The organism is Streptomyces sp. NPDC059373 (assembly GCF_042751495.1).
Classification (GTDB): Bacteria; Actinomycetota; Actinomycetes; order Streptomycetales; family Streptomycetaceae; genus Actinacidiphila.
This window is the reverse complement of the sequence record NZ_JBHYXC010000054.1, coordinates 20,692-40,353: the sequence shown is the minus strand read 5'-3', so window position 1 is coordinate 40,353 and position 19,662 is coordinate 20,692. Positions and strand designations below refer to the sequence as shown.

Sequence of the window (19,662 nt, the reverse complement as noted above, 5' to 3'; positions counted from 1 at the left end):
GGAGGTGCCCCCACCGCGTCGCTTCCTTCCTCCGCCTTGCGATCACAGGCGCCAGACCCCGCTCCTTCTCCCACGGAGATCCACAAGACAGGCCCCAGGCCTCCTTGTGCGCCCGGCGGCCTGGGCTTACGCCTTGGACTCCGCGTAGTTCCGCAGGAACAGCGCCTCCGCGAGGGAGAGTTTCTCCAGCTCTTCCGGGGAGACGCTCTCGTTCACGGCGTGGATCTGTGCCTCGGGCTCGCTGAGGCCGATCAGCAGGATCTCCGCCTCCGGGTAGAGCGTGGCGAGGGTGTTGCAGAGCGGGATGGAGCCGCCCTGGCCCGCGACCTCCAGGTCCTTGCCGTAGGCGGCGTGCATGGCCTCAGCCATGGCGGCGTAGGCGGGGCTGGAGGTGTCGGCGCGGAACGCCTGGCCGCTGCCGCGCTGGGTCACCTCGACGTGGGCACCCCAGGGGGCCGCCGTCTCGAGGTGGGCGGTGAGGAGCTTGGCGGCCTCCTGCGCGTCGACCCCCGGCGGGACGCGCAGGCTGACCAGGGCGCCCGCGCGGGCCTGGACGGACGGGGTCGCGCCGACGACCGGCGGGGCGTCGATGCCCAGCACGGTGACCGCCGGGCGGGCCCACAGCCGGTCGGCGATGGTGCCGGTGCCGACCAGGCCGACGCCGTCCAGGACTTTCGCGTCGCTCCGGAAGTCGTCCTCCGGGTACTGCAGGCCCTGCCAGGCCTCGTCGGCGGCCAGTCCGTCGACCGTGGTCGCGCCGGTCTCGTCGCGCAGCGAGTCGAGGATCCGGATCAGGGCGGCGAGCGCGTCGGGCGCCGCGCCGCCGAACTGCCCCGAGTGCAGATTGCCCCCAAGCGTGCTGACCTGCACCTCGACCAGCGCCATGCCGCGCAGCGTGGCGGTGACCGTCGGCAGGCCGAGCCGGAAGTTGCCGGTGTCGCCGATGACGATCGTGTCCGCCGTGAGCAGGTCGGGGTGGCCCTCGGCGTAGCGCTCCAGACCGCCGGTGCCCTGCTCCTCCGAGCCCTCCACGATGACCTTGACGTTCACCGGCACCCCGCCGTTCGCGCGCAGCGCCCGCAGCGCGGTCAGGTGCATGACGAGGCCGCCCTTGCAGTCGGCGGCACCCCGCCCGTACCAGCGGCCGTCGCGCTCGGTCAGCTCGAACGGAGGCGAGAGCCAGGCCGTCTCGTCCAGCGGCGGCTGCACGTCGTAGTGGGCGTACAGCAGCACCGTGGGCGCCCCCTCGGGCCCCGCCAGATACCCGTAGACCGACTGCGTGCCGTCCGGGGTGTCGAGGACCGCCACGTCCTGGAAGCCCTCGGTCGCCAGCACCTCCGCGACCCAGCGGGCGGCGTCCTCGCACTCGCTCTTCGGGAACTGCCGGGGGTCCGCGACCGACCGGTACGACACGAGCTCGGCGAGCTCGGTACGTGCCTGTGGCATCAGCGCGGCGACGGTCCCCGCGAGGGGGGCGGCGGACGGGGCGGCGGACATGAGCGCTCCTTGTGGGTGCGGCCTGCGAACGCGTTGTTCGTGGTTGCGGTGGGTCGTGATCGATGGTGCCACAGGCGGACCACTCAGCAGCGCGCAATAGGATGCGGCTGAGCAGGGGCGACGACAGTCGGCAGGTCGATCGGGAGCGGACGGATACGTGAGCAGCGAGCAAGGGGCGCAGGACAGCGGTTCGGCGGACGAAGCCGGGCAGGAGGCGGTCTGGGACGTCGTCGTGGTCGGCGCCGGTCCCGCCGGGGCCTCGGCGGCCTATGCGGCGGCGACCGCGGGGCGCCGGGTACTGCTGCTGGAGAAGGCCGATCTGCCCCGCTACAAGACCTGCGGCGGCGGCATCATCGGCCCGTCCCGGGACGCGCTGCCTCCCGGCTTCGAACTCCCGCTGCGCGACCGGGTGCACGCGGTGACCTTCAGCCTCAACGGCAGGCTGGTCCGCACCAAGCGGTCCCGGCAGATGCTCTTCGGGCTCATCAACCGCCCGGAGTTCGACGCCGGGCTCGTGGAGGCGGCCCAGCGCGCCGGGGCACAGCTGCGGACCGGCACTGCCGTCTCCCGGGTCGAGCAGCACGGCACGGCCGTCCCGGACCGGCGCACCGTCGCGGTGGTCCTGAACGACGGCGAGACCGTGCTCGCCCGGGCGGTGGTCGGCGCCGACGGCAGCGCCAGCCGGATAGGCGCCCACGTCGGCGTCAAGCTGGACCAGGTCGACCTGGGCCTGGAGGCCGAGATCCCGGTGCCACCGGAGGTGGCCGAGGACTGGGCGGGCCGGGTGCTCATCGACTGGGGTCCGCTGCCCGGCAGTTACGGCTGGGTCTTCCCCAAGGGCGACTCGCTCACGGTCGGGGTGATCTCGGCCCGGGGCGAGGGCGGCGCGACCAAGCGCTATCTGGACGACTTCATCGCCCGCCTCGGCCTCGCGGGCTTCGAGCCGAGCATCTCCTCCGGCCATCTGACCCGCTGCCGTTCCGACGACTCCCCGCTGTCCCGGGGTCGGGTGCTGGTCTGCGGTGACGCGGCGGGCCTGCTGGAGCCTTGGACCCGCGAGGGCATCTCGTACGCGCTGCGCTCCGGCCGGCTGGCGGGGGAGTGGGCGGTCCGTATCTCCGAGGCGCACGACGCGGTCGACGCGCGCCGCCAGGCGCTCAACTACGCCTTCGCGGTCAAGGCCGGACTCGGCGTGGAGATGGGCGTGGGGCGGCGGATGATGACGCTGTTCGAGAAGCGCCCGGGTCTGCTGCATGCCGTACTGACCACCTTTCCGCCCGCGTGGAACGCTTTCGCCAGAATCGTGCGGGGTTCCAGTTCGCTCGCCGAACTGGTGCGGACCCACCCGCTGGCCCGTCGTGCACTGTCGGCCATGGACCGGCCGTGACCTGCTGATCGTCACCGCCCGCCCGCAGCGGCCAACCGTGACAGAGCTGTGGCAATAACCCCTCTTAGAAAGGTAGTTCGGGGGCACACACCTTCCAGGAGGTACAGACGCCCATGCCCGTACGTAACGACGCCGGCCGGATGCCCTTGTGGGCCCGGCTCGCCGCCGGACTGCTCGTGCTCGCCGGACTGCTTGTTCTTGTCGCCAAGGCCGACCTGATACCGGGTCTGCCCAATCCCTTTGCCGAGACGACCAAGGACCGCAGCGGACCCGTGGTGCTCAAGTCGATCAAGGACATGAGCCGTTTCGAGGGTGCCAGTGGGAACTTCCAGGTGATCGTGGACCTGCAGAAGGACGCCACATTCCTGCCCGACGCCGTGCGCGGAAGGCGCACTCTCTACGTCGGCGCCGGCAACGTCAACGCCTATGTGGAGTTCGGAAAACTCGGCGACAACGCGGTCACGGTCTCCGACGACCGCACCTCCGCGAGCATCAAGCTGCCGCACGCCACCCTGGAGCGCACCTCGCTCGACCCCAAGCGCTCCTATGTCGTCGCCGAGCAGCGCGGCTTCTTCGACCGGATCTCCGACTTCTTCTCGTCGATTCCCGACCAGCAGCAGCAACAGGTGCAGTCGCTCGCGGCAGACAAGATCCAGGCCGCCGCCAAGGACAGCGGACTCGGCAGTCGCGCCGAGGCCAACACCCGCGCGATGCTCCAGCAGCTGCTCACCTCACTGGGCTTCACCAAGGTCGCGGTGACCTTCAGCTGACCGCCGTGATTCGGAAGACGGGGTGCTTGGGGGCTATAGCCCTCAGCTCCTCGTCCGACGAATCCGGCCCGACCCCGCCGAAGAACACGCCGACCTCCGCCTTCCAGCGCTTGAGGTAGGCACGCAGCACCTGCACCTTGTCCTCGTCGGCTATCTCCGTCGCCGTGAACTCCTCGACCCTCTTGCCCAGCAGGAGCTGCCCGCCCCCCGCGGCCCGCATGTTGTGCGTCCACTGCACGTGGCCGCGCGGGGCGACCAGGTAGCGCTCGCCTTCGATGGTGAGGAGATTGACCGGGGTGCGCCGCCATTCGCCGCTCTTGCGGCCCCGGACGGCGAGCACACGCGAGCCCCACACGCTGAGGCCCCTGCGGGTCAGCCAGGCGACGGTGCGGTTGAAGACATTGACCGTGAACCAGCCGGGCTTCATGACGTGTTCGGACGACATGGCGTCTCCTTCGGTAAGTGTGAGCGGTGCTCTCGCCCGAGATCAGTGTGGCACCCGCTCGCCGCAAATGCAAGAGCGGTGTTCTCGTTGTTGGTCGTCGCTCCGATCGATGGCACACTTGCCCTATGAGTGTCATCCGAGGAGCCAGAGAACGGGCCCGAATCGAAGTGACCGCCGCCATCAAGGAGGAGGCGCGCCGCCAGCTCCTGGCCGAAGGCCCGTCGAGGCTTTCGCTGCGGGCCGTCGCCCGTGAGCTCGGCATGGTCTCCTCGGCGCTCTACCGCTACTTCGCAAGCCGGGACGACCTGCTGACCGCCCTCATCATCGACGCGTACGACTCCCTCGGCGAGGATGCGGAGCAGGCCCTCGACCGCTCCCGGCACGAGGAACCCGTCCAGCGCTGGATCGCCGTATGCCGCGCCGTACGGGGCTGGGCACTGGCCCATCCGCAGGAATACGCCCTGATCTACGGCTCACCCGTGCCGGGCTACAGCGCACCGCTGGACACCATCGGCCCCGCCTCCCGGGTCGGCCTCGCCCTGATCGCCGTCGCCGAGGACGCCCATGCCGCCGGAGCCCTGGTGCTGCCGGACGAGACCGAGGCGCCGATCCCGGAAGGCGTACGCGCCGACGCCTGGCGGCTCGTCAGGGACCTCGACCGCAACCTGCCGGCCGGCGCAGTGGTGGGCCTGGTCGCCGCCTGGGCACAGCTCTTCGGACTGATCAGCTTTGAGCTCTTCGGCCAGTTCGAGCGGGTGGTCGACGCCCGTGACGAGTTCTTCGACCACACCGTCGCCGCCCTCGCCCACCAGGTGGGAATCAGGCGGAGCCCCGTACTCCCGGCGGAGTAGACACGATCACCACCACCAGCGGACGCCGAATGCCCCGCCTCCGGTCTAGCGTGGCCGCATGACGGACGACACCCGGCTCGGGCGGCCTGCCGACGCGGGCCCGCCCTGGCGGTGGCGCGGAGCCGCCCCGGGCCCGGGCCGCCGCTACCCGTGGGTCTCCTCGCTCGCCATCGCCGTGTTCCAGGTGGTCGGCACCGCGGGCGCCGACCACCGCCAGACCGGCCGCATCCACCTGGACGCCCTCGGCTACGCCCTGGTCCTGGCCGGGCCTGCCCTGCTCCTCCTGCGCCATCGCGCCCCGGTCGCCGTGGCCGCGGGCACCTCCGCCGTCACCCTGGCGTACGTCGCCCTCGGATACCCGTACGGGCCGGTCTTCGTCAGCCTCGTCGTCGCCTACTTCGTCGCGCTCGCCGCGGGCCACCGCCGCGCCGTCATCGTCATCGCCGCGCTGGCCTACGCGGGCCACCTGCTGACCGGGTTGTGGCTCTACCGATGGCTGCCGCCCGCCGGTGACGGCCCTGCCTCCTGGACCGAGGCCTCGGGCGCCGGTGCCTGGCTGCTCGCCATCCTCGCCGGCGGCGAACTCGTGCGCGTACGCCGGGAGCAGTTCGCCCGGCAGCGGAAGGAACGGGCCGAGGCCGAACGCCGGCGCGCGGACGAGGAGCGGCTGCGGATCGCCCGTGAGCTGCACGACGTACTGGCGCACAGCATCTCGCTCATCAACGTCCAGGCGGGCGTGGCGCTGGCCCTCATCGACGAGCGGCCGGAACAGGCCCGTGCGGCGCTCGCCACCATCAAGTCGGCCAGCAAGGAGGCCCTCGGCGAGGTCCGCCAGGTGCTGGGCGCCCTGCGGGGTCCCGGCGACGCGCCCCGCTCGCCGGCCCCCGGCCTGGACCGGCTGCCCGAACTGGCCGAACAGGCTGCGGGCGCCGGGCTGGCCGTCGAGGTCGCGGTGGAGGGAGCCCGGGTGCCGCTGCCGCCCGGCGCGGACCTCGCCGCCTTCCGTATCGTGCAGGAGGCGCTGACCAACATCGTCCGGCACTCCGGCTCGCGCACCGCCCGCGTACGCATCGGATACCGCCCCGGGGAGCTCACGATCGGCGTCGAGGACGACGGCCCGGCCACCAGCACCGGGGACACCGGCGGCGGCAACGGACTTGTCGGCATGCGCGAGCGTGCCGCGGCCCTCGGCGGCACCGTCGAGGCCGGACCCGGCCAGGACGGCGGCTTCCGCGTCGTCGCCCACCTGCCCTTCGCCGAGACCGGCAGAGCCGACAAGCTGAACAAGCCCGACAAGGAGAACCGATGATCCGGGTACTGCTCGCCGACGACCAGGCGCTGGTCCGCGCCGGGTTCGCGGCGCTGCTCGACGCGCAGCCCGGCATCGAGGTCGTGGGCGAGGCCTCCGACGGCGCCGAGGCGCTGCGCCTGGTGCGCGAACTCTCCCCGGACGCCGTGCTGATGGACATCCGGATGCCCGTCATGGACGGCCTGGAGGCGACCCGGCGGATCACCGCGGATCAGGAGCTGGCCAAGGTCAGGGTCGTCATCCTCACCACCTTCGAGCTCGACGAGTACGTCTTCGAGGCGATCCGCGCCGGCGCCTCCGGCTTTCTGGTCAAGGACACCGAGCCGGAGGAACTGGTGCGCGCCGTACGGGCGGTGGTGGACGGGGACGCGCTGCTCTCACCCGGGGTGACGCGACGGCTCATCGAGGAGTTCGCGGCCCGCTCGAAGGAACCGGCCGCCGCCGCGAGCCTGGAGCACCTCACCGAGCGCGAACGCGAGGTGATGGCCCTGGTCGGGATCGGCCTGTCCAATGAAGAGATCGCCCGCCGATTGGTGGTCAGCCCGCTCACCGCCAAGACCCATGTGAGCCGCACGATGGTCAAGCTGGGCGCCCGCGACCGGGCGCAACTCGTCGTCCTCGCCTATGAGTCCGGCTTGGTGCGGCCCGGCTGGCTCGGCTGACCGCCGGGCTGACGGCCGGTCCGCTCGAAGCGGCGCAGCACGAGCCCGACCCGCCCGCAGAACACGGCGGCCGCGACGATCACCCCGATGGTGATCCAGCCGTCACCAGCCGTGCCGTGTGCCTGCCCGGCCAGCACCGGACTGGCTATCGCGGCCAACGCGCCGGCGGCCAGAAGCGCCCCGGTCACCGCCGCGTACATGATCTCGACGGTCACGGAGTCCCGTTCCGCCTGTGTGCGAGCCCTGCGCATCGACCCGCTCCTCCCCCTGAATTGCGGTTCCGCCAGTCTGCCACGCGGGTCCGACACTCGCGCGGGAGTAAGTCGTGAGCCGTGGAACGGGCCGTCCGGCCCCGCGCATTCCCCCGGGAACGCGGAGCCGGACGGGGCTTGAGGCGGGGTCAGTCGGCCACGACCACGGCGTCAACGTCATCGTCCACGGCGTCGGCGGCAGAAGGGGGCGAGTCCGTGGACGACGCGACCAGAATCCCGTACGGCTCGTGCCGGCGGCGCCGCAGCCCGGTCAGGGTGATCAGCAGCCCGCCGAGCGCGACCGCGCTGACCACGACCAGGCCCGGCCGGTAGCTGTCGAGGACGGCCTGCGGTGAGCCCGCTCCCGTTCCGTGACCGGCGTTCGCCGTGACGACCGCCGTCACGATGGCGAGGAAGATGGCACCGCCCACCTGGAACGAGGTGTTGAGCAGGCCGGAGACCATGCCCTGCTCGTCGTCCTTGACGCCGTTGGTGGCCTGGATGTTGAGCGACGGGAAGACCAGGGCGCAAGCCGCCCCGAGCAGCAGCATCGACGGCAGGATCACGGCCGCGTACTGCGGGGTGAGGCTGATCCGCAGGAAGAGGACGTAGCCGACGACGAGCGCGGTGAAGCCCGCCGCGATCACCCGCGGGGTGCCGAACCGGTCCACGAGCGGCCCGATGCGGGTCGAGGCGACGGCGACCAGTGCCCCGGCCGGCAGGAAGGCGAGGGCGGTCTGCAGCGCGGACCAGCCCAGCAGCGACTGCATGTACTGGGTGACCAGGAACTGGAAGCCGACGTACGAGCCGAAGAAGGCGGCGCCGCCGAGATTGGCACGGATCTGGTCGGCTGAACGGAAGACGCCGAGGCGGATCAGCGGGTGGGAGCTACGGGTCTCGATCGCGACGAACGCGGCCAGCAGTGCGGCGACCACGGCGAACGACCCCAGGGTGCGGGCCGAGGCCCAGCCCACCTCGGGTGCCTGGACGACGGTGAAGACCAGCAGCAGCATCGAAACGGTGCCGGTGAGGGCGCCGGGCAGGTCGTAGCCCCGGCCGGGACCGTGCTCGCGGGGGCTCCGGGGGATCAGCCGCAGTCCGGCGACGAGGGCGGCCAGCGCGATGGGCGCGGGCAGCAGCATCGTCCAGCGCCAGCCGACCTCGGTGAGGAGCCCGGACAGCACCAGGCCCATGGAGAAGCCGGTGGCGCCGCAGGTGGTGTAGATGCTGAGCGCCCGGTTGCGGAGCGGGCCCTCGGCGAAGGAGGTGGTGATGATGGACAGCCCGGCGGGCGCGGTGAAGGCGGCGCTCAGGCCCTTGATGAAGCGGGAGGCGATCAGCAGTTCGCCGGAGTCGACCAGGCCGCCGAGCAGGGACGCGGCGGCGAAGACGGCAAGGGCGATGAGGAAGACCCGGCGGCGGCCGAGCAGGTCGGCGGCGCGGCCGCCGAGCAGCAGCAGCCCGCCGTAGCCCAGGATGTAGCCGCTCACGATCCACTGGAGCGACGAGGTGGTCAGGTCGAGGTCGTGAGCGATGGACGGCAGGGCGACGCCGACCATCGAGACGTCGAGTGCGTCGAGGAAGAGCGCGGCGCAGAGCACCAGCAAGGTGCCCCATTGGCGTGCGGTCCACCCCTGTTCGGACGCTGTACCGGCACCGGGGACGGTGGTGTGCGGAGAGGTCATGGCCACCAGACTTCCATGCGCATGCATTCAATGCAAGTGCATTTAATTCCCGTGCATTCAGCTGGCATTTTCTGGTACCGTGCACCCATGACCGGCGTGAAGAGTGAGCATGCGCTCGTGGAGCAGTGGCGGGAGGTCCTCGCCCTGCACGCCCGCACCGCGTGTGAACTCGACCGCGAGCTGCACCAGCACGGGCTGGGCGCGAGCGACTTCGAGGTCCTCGACATCCTCGCCGACGGCAGCCCGGACGACGGCGGCTGCAGCTTCCGCGTCCAGGAGCTGGCCGACCGCGTGCACCTGAGCCAGAGCGCGCTGTCCCGGCTGGTCGGCCGCCTCGAGAAGGAAGGCCTGGTCAGCCGAGGGATCTGCGCCGAGGACCGGCGGGGCGTACGCGTCGCGCTGACCGAGGCCGGCCGCGAGCGTCACGCCCAGGCCAAGCCCGTCCAGCGTGCCGTCCTCGAGCGGATGCTCAGCCGCGGCTGAGGAGAACGAGGCGGTCGGGCGGCGTCAGCGCAAAGCCGGCTTCCGCCGTACGTAGAGCTGCTTGCGCACCCTCGCCACCACCGTGCCGTCGGCCGCCAGCACCTCGTTCTCGAACCAGACCAGCGCCTTGCCGCCGTCCTCCGTGAGCCGCCGGATCTCCTCCAGCCGGTCCTCGGTCAGCTTGAACTCGGCGAAGACATCGCCCTTCCCCGGTGACACGAAGTCGATCTCGGCCGCCTTGTCCCAGACCACGTACTCCCGGCCGAGGGTGTTCATGACCAGGAGCATCCAGAACGGGTCGCTCATCGCGAACAGCGAGCCGCCGAAATGCGTCCCGACATAGTTGCGGTTGAACCAGTGCAGCCGCAGCCGGACCCGCGCCGAACTCCAGTCGTCGGCCAGCTCCAGCACCCGCACCCCCGAGAAGAGATACGGCAGCCACCAGTTGACCATGCGACGGGTGGACCGGGGAGTGGCGGGACGACGAGCCATGGGTGCACGCTAGACGATCGCCGCCGTACGCCGCCAGAGGTCCATGATCGCCGCGTCGCCGGATATCTCCAGCCCCTCGTACGGCCCCCGGTTCCACAGCGCGAGATACAGCACCGCCGCCCTGCCGCGCACCGTGCAGTCCGCGTCGCCCACGCCCCCGCGCTCGGTCCGCGGCGGCTCCGGCGACAACGCGACCAGCCAGTCGCCGCCCCGCCCGGCCGGTATGTCCACCGCCTCGACCCGCAGGGTCCGGGGTGCCTCCGTACGCACCTTGCTCTTGGCCCGGCGATGAAAGCCGGTCAGCAACTCGTCGATCCCGTCGGCGGCGAACTCGGCCTCGACGGGGGACAGGTCCGCGCCCTGGGCGGTCTCCGCGTCCACCCGGTGCACCGTCGTCTCGTGCGCCTGCCGGCGCGCCCAGAACTCCCGCGCCGACGGGGCCCGCAGGAAATACCAGCACTCCAGGTCCGGCGGCGCGGCCTCCAGCGACTCCACCAGATACGCGTGCCCCTCGCGGAACCACGGCAGCAGCGCCTCGTCCTCGGGGGACTCACCGGCTATCGGCACCGCACTCATCCGTCGCTCCGTCACGAAACCGGCCGCCCAGCGGTGCACGATGCCCTGGTGCCGTACGAGATCGCTCACCCGCCACCCCGGGCACGGCGGCACCTCGGCCTCGCCCCCGGCCTTCTCGGCGGCGGCCGCCAGCAGCCCGCCCTCCCGGCGCAACACCTCGATGAACCCGTCGGTCTCCATGTCGCGATTGTGCCATCAGGGTCTGACAACGCCCCTGCCGCGCCGCTCCCGGTAGTACCGCGACACCACACCCAGCAGCACGGCGTTGATCAGCGCGGAGACCAGCATCCCCGTCACCGCCAGCACCCATCCGTCCCAGCCGTAGATGAGCTCCATCGTGCTGGGACCGCTGATCGCGTCGAACAGCGCCCACAGCATCGGCGCCCACGGCAGGGTGAGCAGCAGAAGCCAGATGCCCGAGAAGGAGGCGTCCTGGTGGCTGATGAAGGCGGTGTCGATGAGCAGGAGGAACAGCGCCGCCGCCACCAGGCACAGATAGATCCGTGGCGCGCGCTCGTGGTAGATGGAGCGGGCGGTGGCGGACAGCCAGGGCGGGACACGCATGTCTCCTCCAGCGGCGATTCGCGGCGGTCGGCGGCGGTTCGCGTAGGCCCTACGGCCTTCCTCGCCTCAAGTGTCCGCCCGTACGGAGGTGTTCCGCACGACGAAGGCGATGACCGCCGCCAGCAGGGCCAGCAGCGCGACCGTCGTCAGCGCCGTCGGCAGCCCTACCGCGTCGGTCAGGAAGCCGATGGTGGGCGGCCCGAGCAGGAATCCCGCATAGCCCAGGGTGGAGGCGGTGGCCACGCCGTTCGACCCGCCGAGCGCGCCGGCCCGGCCGATGGCCACCGGGAAGATGTTGGCCAGGCCGAGCCCGGTCAGCGCGAAGCCGATGAGCACCATCCACACGTACGGCCCGAAGGCCGCCACCAGCATCCCGCCGCAGGCCGTCAGGCCGCCGGCCACCAGCATCCGGGTCTGCCCGAGCCGTTCCAGCAGCGCGGTGCCCGACAGCCGGCCCACGGTCATCGCCAGCGCCACCGCCGCGTAACCGGCCGCCGCCAGCCCCGGCCCGCCGCCCAGGTCCTCTTTGATGTGCAGCGGCCCCCACTCGGCCAGCGCCCCCTCGCCGTACGCCGTGCAGAGCCCGATCAGCCCGAAGACGCCCACCATCAGCCCCACCCGCCGGCCGGCCGCCGCCCCTGGTCCCGTACGCGGTCCCGGTCCGGCACCCGTACCCGTACCCGTACGACTCTCCGGGACCGGGCGCGGCATCTCGTACGCCATGAGCACGCGCCCCGCGAAGAACGTCCCCAGCAGCCCCAGCGGAGCGAGCAGCAGCAGATGCCGGGTCGGCGTCAGATGCGGCGCCAGGATGCCGCCGAGACCCGCGCCGACCAGCGCGCCGAGGCTGTACGCGGCATGGAAGCTGGGCATGACCGGGCGGCGCAGCGCGGCGACCAGGTCGACGGCGACGCTGTTCATCGCCACGTTCATGCCGCCGAACGCGACGCCGAAGATGAGCAGCACCAGGCCGAGCGTGAGGGCCGACGGGGTGAGCGGAGGCAGTACGACGCTGAGCGACAGCAGGACGGAGGTGCCGATGGTGACCTCGCGGGCGCCGAAGATCCGGCAGAGCTGTCCGGTCACGAGCATCGTGGCGACCGCACCTGCCGACACGCCGAGCAGCGCGAGGCCGAGAGCGCTCGCGGACGCGCCGACCTGCTCCTTGATGGCGGGGATACGCACCACCCAGCCCGCGAAGACAAAGCCGTCGAGGGCGAAGAAGACCGTCAGGGCGGCTCTGAGCCGCCTGAGCGGAAGGTCGGTCGGGCTGGACGGCCTGCGACACGGTCCGGCGAATGCCGTCCGTATTTTGTTTAGGGTCGGCACAAAGTCAGAATAGAAGGGTGACCCAGACTCGGACAAGGTTGGAGAGGGGCCGCGGCGCTCTCGGCCCCGCACTCGCCCTCGTGCACACCGGGCGCGCGCCGACGCGCGCTGTCCTGACCGCGGAACTCGGCGTGACCCGTGCGACGGCGGGCGCGGTCGCCGCCGAACTCGAGGCACTCCGGCTGATCCGGGTCGACACCCGCCCCGGCGGCCCGGCCGGCGCGCAGGGCCGGCCCTCGCACCGCCTCGCGGTCGACCCCGACGGCCCCGTCGTCCTCGCCGCCCAGGTGCACACCGACGGCTTCCGCGCCGCCCTCGTCGGCCTGGGCGGCCATGTCGTGGCCACCGCCCCCGGCTGCATGACGGTGCCCGCCGACCCGGCGCACGTCCTCGGCGCGGTCGTCGACGCCGGGGCGGAACTGCTGCGCGAAACCGGGCGGATCTGCGTCGGCGCCGGCCTCGCCGTGCCCTCCGCCGTCGCCCAGCCCGAGGGCACCGCCCTCAACCCGCTGCACCTGGCCTGGCCGGCCGGCGCGCCCGTCCTGGACATCTTCACCGAACAGATCGCCCGGGCCGGCATCACCGGGCCCACCGGCGCCCCCGTCGCCTGCTTCGTCGGCAACGACATCAACCTCGGCGCCCTCGCCGAGCACCGCCACGGCGCCGGCCAGGGCGCCCAGGACCTGCTGGTCGTCGCCACCGGGCACCGCGGCGTCGGCGGCGCCCTCGTCCTGGACGGCCGGCTCCACACCGGCAGCTCCGGACTCGCCCTGGAGGTCGGCCACTTCACCGTCAACCCCGAAGGCCGCCCCTGCCACTGCGGCGGCCGCGGCTGCCTCGATGTCGAGGTCGACCCGCTCGCCTTCCTCGAAGAGGCCGGCCGCACCCCCGGCCCGGCGGTCTCCCTCCTCGAACAGTCCACCGCCCTACTCCACGAGGAGTACGCCGACCCCTCCGTGCGCGCCGCCGCCCGCGCCCTCATCGACCGCCTGGGCCTCGGCCTGGCCGGTCTCGTCAACGTCCTCAACCCCGACCGCATCCTCCTCGGCGGTCTCCACCGCGACCTGCTGGAGGCCGACCCCGACCGCCTCCGCGCCGTCGTCGCCGACCGCAGCCTATGGGGCCGCAGCGGCAGCGTCCCACTGCTGGGCTGCGCCCTGGACCACAACAGCCTTGTCGGCGCAGCCGAGTTGGCGTGGCAGCCGGTCCTGGACGACCCGCTCGGGGTGATGGTCGGGTAACGCGGCCGACGAGATCAGCAAATCCAGCTTGCCGAGACTCTGAGCCCAGCCTTCCTCGTGAAGAGCGTGGCGCGGCTCAGTGGCGAAGTCGCCCTGACCGAGAACCAGTTCGGTCGACGTACCGCCGATATCGCGAAGCCACAGCGTCACCACCGTTTCCCGGTCCTCGGGGTCGGGATCCTCCCAGCGGAAGGTGTAGGACAGCCGCTGCGGAGGGTCGACCTCGAGGAATTCCCCCACCAGGTAGAACTGATCGCCTTCCGGAGGCTGCATCGCGATCCGATAAGCGCCTCCTGGCCGAAGATCGCTCTCCACACTCGGGATGGCGAACCCGTCAGGGCCCCACCACTTGGCGAGTTCCCGAGGTTCGGTCAAGCTCCGGAACACGGCGGTGCGCGGTGCGCGAAAGACCCGCCGCATGTGCAGCCTCAGTCCGCCGTCGTGCGTCATCACGAACCTCCTCCGAAGAGGGCATCGGGACTGACCACCGCACCTATTCTATTGCTCCGGTCGCGAGTCCTGGCTCGCGCTCTTGCCGGTCAGGGGCGGTGTGGTCACGTGCAGCGCCGGCTTGGTAGCGAACGCCCCCTCAGAACAGCGGCTCGGCAGAGTCGGCGGGCGGTTGCAAGGGCCTGGCAGGAGCGAGTTGCTGGCCGGGCGTGGGCCGGGTCAGAGCCCAGCCCGAGGCGAGGTGGGCGTCGAGCAGCACGGTGCCGTCGGCGGTGTCCACGTACAGGTCGCTGCCCGCCGCCGCCCGCAGCACCCCGTCGACCGCCGTCCCCGGGGCCAGCTCCGTCACCAGGCCCGCCGGTCGCGGCGGATCCGGCTCCAGCCCGAAGACGGCGGCCTGGTCGATGACTTCGTACGGAAGCGGGCTCAGCGTCTCCCGCCAGGCGGGCACGGCCGCCGCCGCGTCGTACGCCGCACGCAACTCCGCCGCCCGGGTCGCGGAGGGCGGCAGGGCCAGGCGCGCCGCGCGCTTCGCCGGGGTCGATACGCGATCCGGGATGCCCAGCGCCGTACCCAGGACGGATTCCGCGCGCCGGGCGGCCATCAGCGGGCCCCGGCCGAGGAAGGTGAAGCAGACGGCGGCCTGTTCGAGCAGCCGGGCACGGCCGCGAGCGGCGCCCGTGATGCCGACCTTGCGCAGGCCCGGCCCGAACCAGGCCAGGTACACGGCATACGGGCGCGGGTCGTCCAGCTTGGTGTCGGCCGCCACGGACTGCGACCGGTCCAGCGCCGCGCACGCCTCGCACTGGTCCCGCCGCCCTGCCGCCGGCACCGCCGCCGAGCGCGGACACGCCGTCCACCGCCCCGAACGCCACACCCCCACGCATCTGCGTACCTCCCCCTCCGGCACCGCCAGCGCCACCGCCCCGCCCAGCCTCAGCGGACTGCTCCGCTCACCCTGGCGCGGGTGCCACCACGTCCACACCGGACCGCCCTCCGCCCACCGCAGACCTGTGCATCGCCACATGATCACAAGGCTAGGGGGAGGTACTGACAGGCGGTTCTTTCACGGACGGGCTGTCCTTAGCGGCTCGGTTCCGCTGAAGGGCTGCTGTTGCCGTGGCTCGGTTCGCCGGACTGGTGCCGACTTGCTTCTTTTTTTGTGGGCTCGGTTCGCCTCCGCTGCGCTGAGTCACTGTGGGGGCACCTCCCAGACGGAGTCTGGGGGAAGTCGATCGTGCTCGCTCGCTCGTTCCTCGCGACCTGCGCGCGTTCTCTCCCCCAGCGCTTCCGCTGGGAGGTGCCCCCATTTCGACAGCGACCGCTCCGCTTCGGCTCACTCGCCCGGGGCGTACCCCCTGCGGAGTAGGCGGGGTGTCGCTTGACGTACGACGACTTGGGAGCTCGTGGAGACCACGCTCGGTGATGTCGGAAACCGCACATCACCGGAGGAGATGAGTCCTCATGGACGCCATCGCAATGACCACGCTCGCCGAACACTGGGACGGACCCGGGCCGTGGATTCTGTTCGTTCCGCTTGTATGGGCGGCGGTCGTCGTCGGTATCGGGTTCTTCCTGCGCCGCACCGTGTGGCGGGGCCGGGGGCCGTGGCAGCATCGGGCCGCGCATGGTGAGCACTCGCCGATCGCGGTGCTGGGACGTCGGTTCGCGGCGGGGGAGATCGACGAGGACGAGTACTGGCGCAGGCTGTCGGTGCTGGATGAGCAGTTCGGGCGCTATGCGAAGGGCGTGGACCGATGACGGCCGCCGCGCGTGTCGTGGATGCCGTGAAGGTGTACGGCGGTGGGGATGCCGAGGTCCGGGCGCTGGACGGGGTGACGGCGGATTTTCCGGCCGGGCGGTTCACGGCGATCATGGGGCCGTCGGGGTCGGGGAAGTCGACGCTGATGCATTGCGCGGCAGGGCTGGACACGCTCAGCTCGGGGTCCGCGTTCATCGGGGGTACGGAGTTGGGGGCGCTCGGGGACCGGCAGTTGACGCTGTTGCGCCGGGAGCGGGTGGGCTTTGTGTTCCAGGCCTTCAATCTGCTGCCGACGCTCACCGTCGCGGAGAACATCACGCTTCCGCAGGATCTGGCCGGCAGCCGCACGGACCGGGAGTGGGTGGACGCCCTCATTGACGTCGTGGGGTTGCGCGACCGGCTTCTGCACCGGCCGAGTGAGCTGTCCGGCGGTCAGCAGCAGCGGGTGGCGGTGGCGCGGGCGCTGGCGGGGCGGCCGGAGGTCGTCTTCGCCGACGAGCCGACCGGGAACCTGGACTCGCGTTCCGGCGCGGAGGTGCTGGAGTTGCTGGGCAGGGCGGTCCACGGGATGGGCCGTACGGTCGTCATGGTCACGCATGACCCGGTCGCGGCTGCGCATGCCGACGAGGTGGTCTTCCTCGCCGACGGGCGGCTGGTGGACCGGATGGCGGATCCGACCGCGGAGAAGGTGCTCGACCGGCTGAAGGCCTTCGACGGCGCCGCCGGTGCGAAGGAGGCCGTGTCATGAGCTCCGTCGGCACCTCTCTGCGGCTGAGCCGGTCGTCCCTTCGGGCTCACAAGCGGCGGTTCGCCGGGACCTTTCTGGCGGTGTTCCTCGGGGTGTCGTTCCTGGCCGGGACGATGGTCATGGGCGACACGCTGCGGGCGAGCTTCGGCACGCTGTTCGCCAACGCCTACAGCGGCACCGATGTTGTCGTCCGCAGCGCCGACGTCATCACGGTCTCCGGTCAGGGCCAGGGCACCCGCGAGCCGGTCGGCACCGGGCTGGTCGGCACGCTGAAGGCCGTCCCCGGGGTTGCCGCCGTCGCGCCGAACGTCCAGGGCGCGGGCCAGCTCATCGGCAGCGACGGCAAGCCGGTCGGCGGTCAGGGGCCGCCCACGCTGGCGGGCAACTGGATCGACGACGACAGGCTCAATCCGTACGCACTCGCCGAAGGCCACGTGCCCGCGGCGCACGGCCAGGCGGTCATCAACCGGGGCGCGGCGAAGAAGGGCGGGCTGCACATCGGCGACACGACCACCCTGCGGACCCCGGACCCGCTCAGGGTCACCGTTGTCGGCATCGCGACGTTCGGCGGGCAGGACGGCATGGGCCAGACGACCTTCACCGGCCTGACGCGCACCGATGCGGAGCGGTATCTGACGCCGAAGGCGGGGGAGGCCTCGACCATCCTCGTACGGGCCGGGCCGGGGGTGAGTCAGCGGCAGCTGGCCGACCGGGTCCGCCAGGTGCTGCCCAAGGGGACTGAGGCGATCACCGGGCAGCAGGCCACGAACGAGAACCTGGACATGGTCTCCGGCAGTTTCCTGACGCTCTTCACGACGCTGCTCACGGTCTTCGCCGGAATCGCCCTCCTCGTGGCGACCTTCAGCATCCACAACACCTTCGCCATCGTCGTCGCCCAGCGCACCCGCGAGAACGCGCTGCTCAGGGCACTCGGCGCGTCCCGCCGTCAGGTCCTCGGCCAGACCCTCGCCGAGGCGGTCGCGGTCGCGGTCGTCGCCTCGGTCGCGGGTCTGCTGGGCGGAATCGGCATCGCCGCCGGCCTTCAGGCGCTCTTCCCGGTCGTCGGCTTCCCCTTCCCCACCGGCTCTCTCATCCTCGGCGCGACCGCTCTGGCGGTGCCGCTCGCCGTCGGCCTGGTCGTGTGTGTCGGCTCCGCCCTGCTGCCCGCCGTACGGGCCGGGCGCACCGCGCCGCTCGCCGCACTGCGGGAGACGGCCGTGGACCACTCCGGCGCGTCGCGGTCACGGGCCGTGCTGGGCGGCGCGGCGATGGCCGCCGGGGTCGCGCTGACCGTCGCCGGGGCGGGCGGGGGCCGGAATGTCTGGCTGGCGGCCTCGGGGGCGGTGCTGACCGTCGCCGCGTTCGTCGTGCTCGGGCCGGTGGCGTCGTCGTACGCCGTGCGGGCCCTGGGCGTGCCGCTCGTCCGGCTGCGCGGTGTCACCGGGGCGCTGGCCAGGCGCAATGCGCTGCGCAGTCCGAAGCGGACGGCGGCCACCGCCACGGCGCTGATGATCGGGGTGACGGTGGTGTCGCTCTTCACGGTCTTCGGTGCCTCGCTCAAGGCGACCATGGACCAGACCGTGTCCCGTTCCTTCGCGGGCGATGTCGCGATCAGCGCCCCCGTGCGCGGCGCGGGCGGCACCGGGCTCAGCCCCAAGCTGGCGCCCGCCGTCGCGAAACTGCCCGAGGTGCGGACCGCCGTCGGCCTCGGCCGGGGCGTGGCGACGGTCGACGGCGGGGGCCGTCAGCTCACCGTCACCGACCCGGCGGCGCTGTCGCGGGTGCTCGACCTGGGTACGGTCGAAGGGTCGCTCGCCGCGCTCGGCGGCGACGGCATCGCGGTCTCGCGCACCGAGGCGGACAAGTACGGCTGGCACCCCGGCAGCAGCGTCCGGCTGGCCTTCGCGGACGGTGACCGGCGGACCTTCACGGTCAGGGCGGTCTACGGGGAATCCGGCCTGGCGGGAAGCTATGTCATCACCCGAGCCGCCTGGGCCCCGCACCGCGTCCAGGACTCCGACACCCTCGTCGCGGTCTCCTTCCGCGCCGGGGTGGGCACGGACCAGGGCAAGGCGGCGGTCGAGCAGGTGGCGAGGTCGTACGGCAATCCGGAGGTGCAGACCCGCAGCGAGTACGCGGCGTCGTCGGCGGCCGGGATCGACATGTTCCTCACGCTCATCTACGCGCTGCTCGCGCTGGCCGTGGTGATCGCCCTGCTCGGCATCGCCAACACGCTCACCCTCGCCGTTCACGAGCGCACCCGCGAGCTGGGACTGCTGCGTGCCGTGGGCCAGACCCGGGCGCAGCTGCGGGCGATGGTGCGCTGGGAGTCGGTCCTCGTCGCGGCCTTCGGGACGGTCGGCGGGCTCGGGCTCGGCGGCTTCCTCGGCTGGGCGCTGGTCAGGGCCTCCGACAGTGCCGGTACGGGTGCCTTCGCGGTGCCGCCGGTGCAACTGGCGGTGGTGCTGCTGGTCGGGCTGGTCGCCGGGGTGCTGGCCGGCTGGCGGCCGGCGCGGCGGGCGGCGGGCCTGGACGTGCTGAGGGCCATCGCCGCGGAGTGAGCTCCGCGATGATGGCCCGTCAGTGGGGGTGGCTCAGGTGCCAGGCGCTCGCGCGCTCAGACCAGAGCCACCTCAGGCACCCGGGTCGGCTTACGAGCCGGTGCCGGGGCCGGTGCGACGGCGACCGCCGGCCGCAGGACGGCTTTGCGCACGGCGGCGGACAGCGGTTCGGCCGGCGACCGGCGCGGGGCGGGAGCCTCGGCGCGCAGCGTGAACCACACCACCTTGCCGCCGTGGGGCACCGCTTCGGTACCCCAGCTGTCGCTCATCGACACGACCATGGCGAGCCCCCGGCCGCAGGTGGCGAGCGGTTCGAACTCGCGCACCCTCGGCAGGCGCGGATCGCTGTCGGCGACCGCGACGGTCAGCCACCCCGAGATGTATGTCAGCTCGACCTGACACTTCTTGTCCGGCCGGGCGTGCCGGTGGACATTGGCGAGCAGTTCGGTGATGCCCAGCAGCGTGTTGTCGATGAGTGGTTCGAGCCGCCAGTAACGCAGCTGCGCGGCGACGATCCGTCGTACCTGCTGGATCCGGGACGGCAGTGCCTCCAACTCAAGGGCGCACTGTCGGGTGGTGGCTTCGGTGATCACGGCTGC

Annotated in this window: 20 protein-coding genes and 1 pseudogene; 10 read left to right on the top strand and 11 right to left on the bottom strand. The window is 72.1% G+C overall.

Going from position 1 to position 19,662, the window contains the following annotated elements:
- Positions 1-126 precede the first annotated feature (126 nt).
- Positions 127-1,497, bottom strand: coding sequence for a dipeptidase (locus ACFXJ5_RS37410; RefSeq protein ID WP_384641703.1), 1,371 nt, complete (start codon positions 1,495-1,497; stop codon positions 127-129).
- Positions 1,498-1,654: 157 nt separating this feature from the next.
- On the opposite strand from ACFXJ5_RS37410, the gene ACFXJ5_RS37405 reads away from it, so the two are divergent.
- Both ACFXJ5_RS37405 and ACFXJ5_RS37400 read left to right on the top strand, forming a co-directional pair.
- The gene (locus tag ACFXJ5_RS37405) at positions 1,655-2,884 is read left to right on the top strand and encodes a geranylgeranyl reductase family protein (RefSeq protein ID WP_384641700.1); all 1,230 of its coding nucleotides are present in this window, start codon (positions 1,655-1,657) and stop codon (positions 2,882-2,884) included.
- 113 nt (positions 2,885-2,997) lie between these two features.
- Positions 2,998-3,654 carry a DUF4230 domain-containing protein gene (locus ACFXJ5_RS37400; protein WP_384641698.1) on the top strand — a complete coding sequence of 219 codons (657 nt, stop codon included), beginning with the start codon at positions 2,998-3,000 and terminating at the stop codon, positions 3,652-3,654.
- On the opposite strand, the gene ACFXJ5_RS37395 is transcribed toward ACFXJ5_RS37400, so the two are convergent.
- Positions 3,647-4,099 carry a nitroreductase family deazaflavin-dependent oxidoreductase gene (locus tag ACFXJ5_RS37395; protein ID WP_384641695.1) on the bottom strand — a complete coding sequence of 151 codons (453 nt, stop codon included), beginning with the start codon at positions 4,097-4,099 and terminating at the stop codon, positions 3,647-3,649. The two genes, ACFXJ5_RS37400 and ACFXJ5_RS37395, sit on opposite strands and share 8 nt — an antisense overlap.
- A gap of 125 nt (positions 4,100-4,224) precedes the next feature.
- Between ACFXJ5_RS37395 and ACFXJ5_RS37390 the strand changes: the two genes are divergently transcribed.
- Genes ACFXJ5_RS37390 through ACFXJ5_RS37380 form a run of 3 tightly spaced genes read left to right on the top strand, consistent with a single transcriptional unit; the run spans position 4,225 to position 6,921 of the window.
- Positions 4,225-4,950, top strand: a complete 726-nt coding sequence (locus ACFXJ5_RS37390; protein WP_384641692.1) for a TetR/AcrR family transcriptional regulator — start codon at positions 4,225-4,227, stop codon at positions 4,948-4,950.
- A gap of 58 nt (positions 4,951-5,008) precedes the next feature.
- Complete coding sequence (locus tag ACFXJ5_RS37385; RefSeq protein ID WP_384641690.1) at positions 5,009-6,259, top strand: sensor histidine kinase; 1,251 nt, start codon at positions 5,009-5,011, stop codon at positions 6,257-6,259.
- Positions 6,256-6,921, top strand: coding sequence for a response regulator (locus ACFXJ5_RS37380; protein WP_384641687.1), 666 nt, complete (start codon positions 6,256-6,258; stop codon positions 6,919-6,921). Before ACFXJ5_RS37385 ends, ACFXJ5_RS37380 begins: the two co-directional genes overlap by 4 nt.
- On the opposite strand, the gene ACFXJ5_RS37375 is transcribed toward ACFXJ5_RS37380, so the two are convergent.
- Positions 6,882-7,172, bottom strand: a complete 291-nt coding sequence (locus ACFXJ5_RS37375; RefSeq protein WP_384641685.1) for a DUF6332 family protein — start codon at positions 7,170-7,172, stop codon at positions 6,882-6,884. The two genes, ACFXJ5_RS37380 and ACFXJ5_RS37375, sit on opposite strands and share 40 nt — an antisense overlap.
- Before the next feature lie 149 nt (positions 7,173-7,321).
- Positions 7,322-8,857, bottom strand: a complete 1,536-nt coding sequence (locus ACFXJ5_RS37370) for an MFS transporter (protein WP_384641682.1) — start codon at positions 8,855-8,857, stop codon at positions 7,322-7,324.
- An 87-nt stretch (positions 8,858-8,944) separates the two neighbouring features.
- Here ACFXJ5_RS37370 and ACFXJ5_RS37365 point away from each other — a divergent pair, with 87 nt between their 5' ends.
- Positions 8,945-9,340 carry a MarR family winged helix-turn-helix transcriptional regulator gene (locus ACFXJ5_RS37365; protein WP_384641680.1) on the top strand — a complete coding sequence of 132 codons (396 nt, stop codon included), beginning with the start codon at positions 8,945-8,947 and terminating at the stop codon, positions 9,338-9,340.
- A 24-nt stretch (positions 9,341-9,364) separates the two neighbouring features.
- Here ACFXJ5_RS37365 and ACFXJ5_RS37360 read toward each other — a convergent pair whose 3' ends face one another.
- From ACFXJ5_RS37360 to ACFXJ5_RS37345, 4 genes are all read right to left on the bottom strand, one after another.
- A complete protein-coding gene (locus ACFXJ5_RS37360; RefSeq protein WP_384641678.1) occupies positions 9,365-9,832 on the bottom strand; it encodes a DUF4442 domain-containing protein in 468 nt (155 codons plus the stop codon).
- Positions 9,833-9,841: 9 nt separating this feature from the next.
- A complete protein-coding gene (locus tag ACFXJ5_RS37355) occupies positions 9,842-10,588 on the bottom strand; it encodes a maleylpyruvate isomerase family mycothiol-dependent enzyme (RefSeq protein ID WP_384641675.1) in 747 nt (248 codons plus the stop codon).
- A 15-nt stretch (positions 10,589-10,603) separates the two neighbouring features.
- Positions 10,604-10,972 (bottom strand): SCO4225 family membrane protein, encoded by a 369-nt coding sequence (locus ACFXJ5_RS37350; RefSeq protein WP_384641672.1) that lies wholly within the window; start codon positions 10,970-10,972, stop codon positions 10,604-10,606.
- 66 nt (positions 10,973-11,038) lie between these two features.
- A complete protein-coding gene (locus ACFXJ5_RS37345) occupies positions 11,039-12,301 on the bottom strand; it encodes an MFS transporter (RefSeq protein WP_384641669.1) in 1,263 nt (420 codons plus the stop codon).
- Here ACFXJ5_RS37345 and ACFXJ5_RS37340 point away from each other — a divergent pair.
- Positions 12,271-13,542: an ROK family protein gene (locus tag ACFXJ5_RS37340; RefSeq protein ID WP_384641666.1), complete on the top strand. Its 1,272-nt coding sequence runs from the start codon at positions 12,271-12,273 to the stop codon at positions 13,540-13,542. The two genes, ACFXJ5_RS37345 and ACFXJ5_RS37340, sit on opposite strands and share 31 nt — an antisense overlap.
- 30 nt (positions 13,543-13,572) lie before the next feature.
- Here ACFXJ5_RS37340 and ACFXJ5_RS37335 read toward each other — a convergent pair.
- Positions 13,573-13,962 (bottom strand): annotated as a pseudogene (locus ACFXJ5_RS37335) (SRPBCC family protein); the annotation flags it as partial.
- A gap of 169 nt (positions 13,963-14,131) precedes the next feature.
- On the bottom strand, positions 14,132-15,019 hold the full coding sequence (locus ACFXJ5_RS37330) for a DUF2797 domain-containing protein (RefSeq protein WP_384641663.1): 888 nt from the start codon (positions 15,017-15,019) through the stop codon (positions 14,132-14,134).
- A gap of 452 nt (positions 15,020-15,471) precedes the next feature.
- Here ACFXJ5_RS37330 and ACFXJ5_RS37325 point away from each other — a divergent pair, with 452 nt between their 5' ends.
- The 3 genes from ACFXJ5_RS37325 to ACFXJ5_RS37315 are packed head-to-tail and all read left to right on the top strand — an operon-like array spanning position 15,472 to position 19,063.
- Positions 15,472-15,753 carry an SHOCT domain-containing protein gene (locus ACFXJ5_RS37325; protein ID WP_384641707.1) on the top strand — a complete coding sequence of 94 codons (282 nt, stop codon included), beginning with the start codon at positions 15,472-15,474 and terminating at the stop codon, positions 15,751-15,753.
- The gene (locus tag ACFXJ5_RS37320; protein ID WP_384641660.1) at positions 15,750-16,502 is read left to right on the top strand and encodes an ABC transporter ATP-binding protein; all 753 of its coding nucleotides are present in this window, start codon (positions 15,750-15,752) and stop codon (positions 16,500-16,502) included. Before ACFXJ5_RS37325 ends, ACFXJ5_RS37320 begins: the two co-directional genes overlap by 4 nt.
- Positions 16,499-19,063: an ABC transporter permease gene (locus ACFXJ5_RS37315; protein WP_384641658.1), complete on the top strand. Its 2,565-nt coding sequence runs from the start codon at positions 16,499-16,501 to the stop codon at positions 19,061-19,063. The genes ACFXJ5_RS37320 and ACFXJ5_RS37315 overlap by 4 nt, the downstream gene beginning before the upstream one ends.
- 56 nt (positions 19,064-19,119) lie before the next feature.
- Here the strand turns inward: ACFXJ5_RS37315 and ACFXJ5_RS37310 are convergent, their stop codons facing one another.
- Positions 19,120-19,653 carry an ATP-binding protein gene (locus ACFXJ5_RS37310; RefSeq protein WP_384641705.1) on the bottom strand — a complete coding sequence of 178 codons (534 nt, stop codon included), beginning with the start codon at positions 19,651-19,653 and terminating at the stop codon, positions 19,120-19,122.
- Positions 19,654-19,662: the final 9 nt, after the last annotated feature.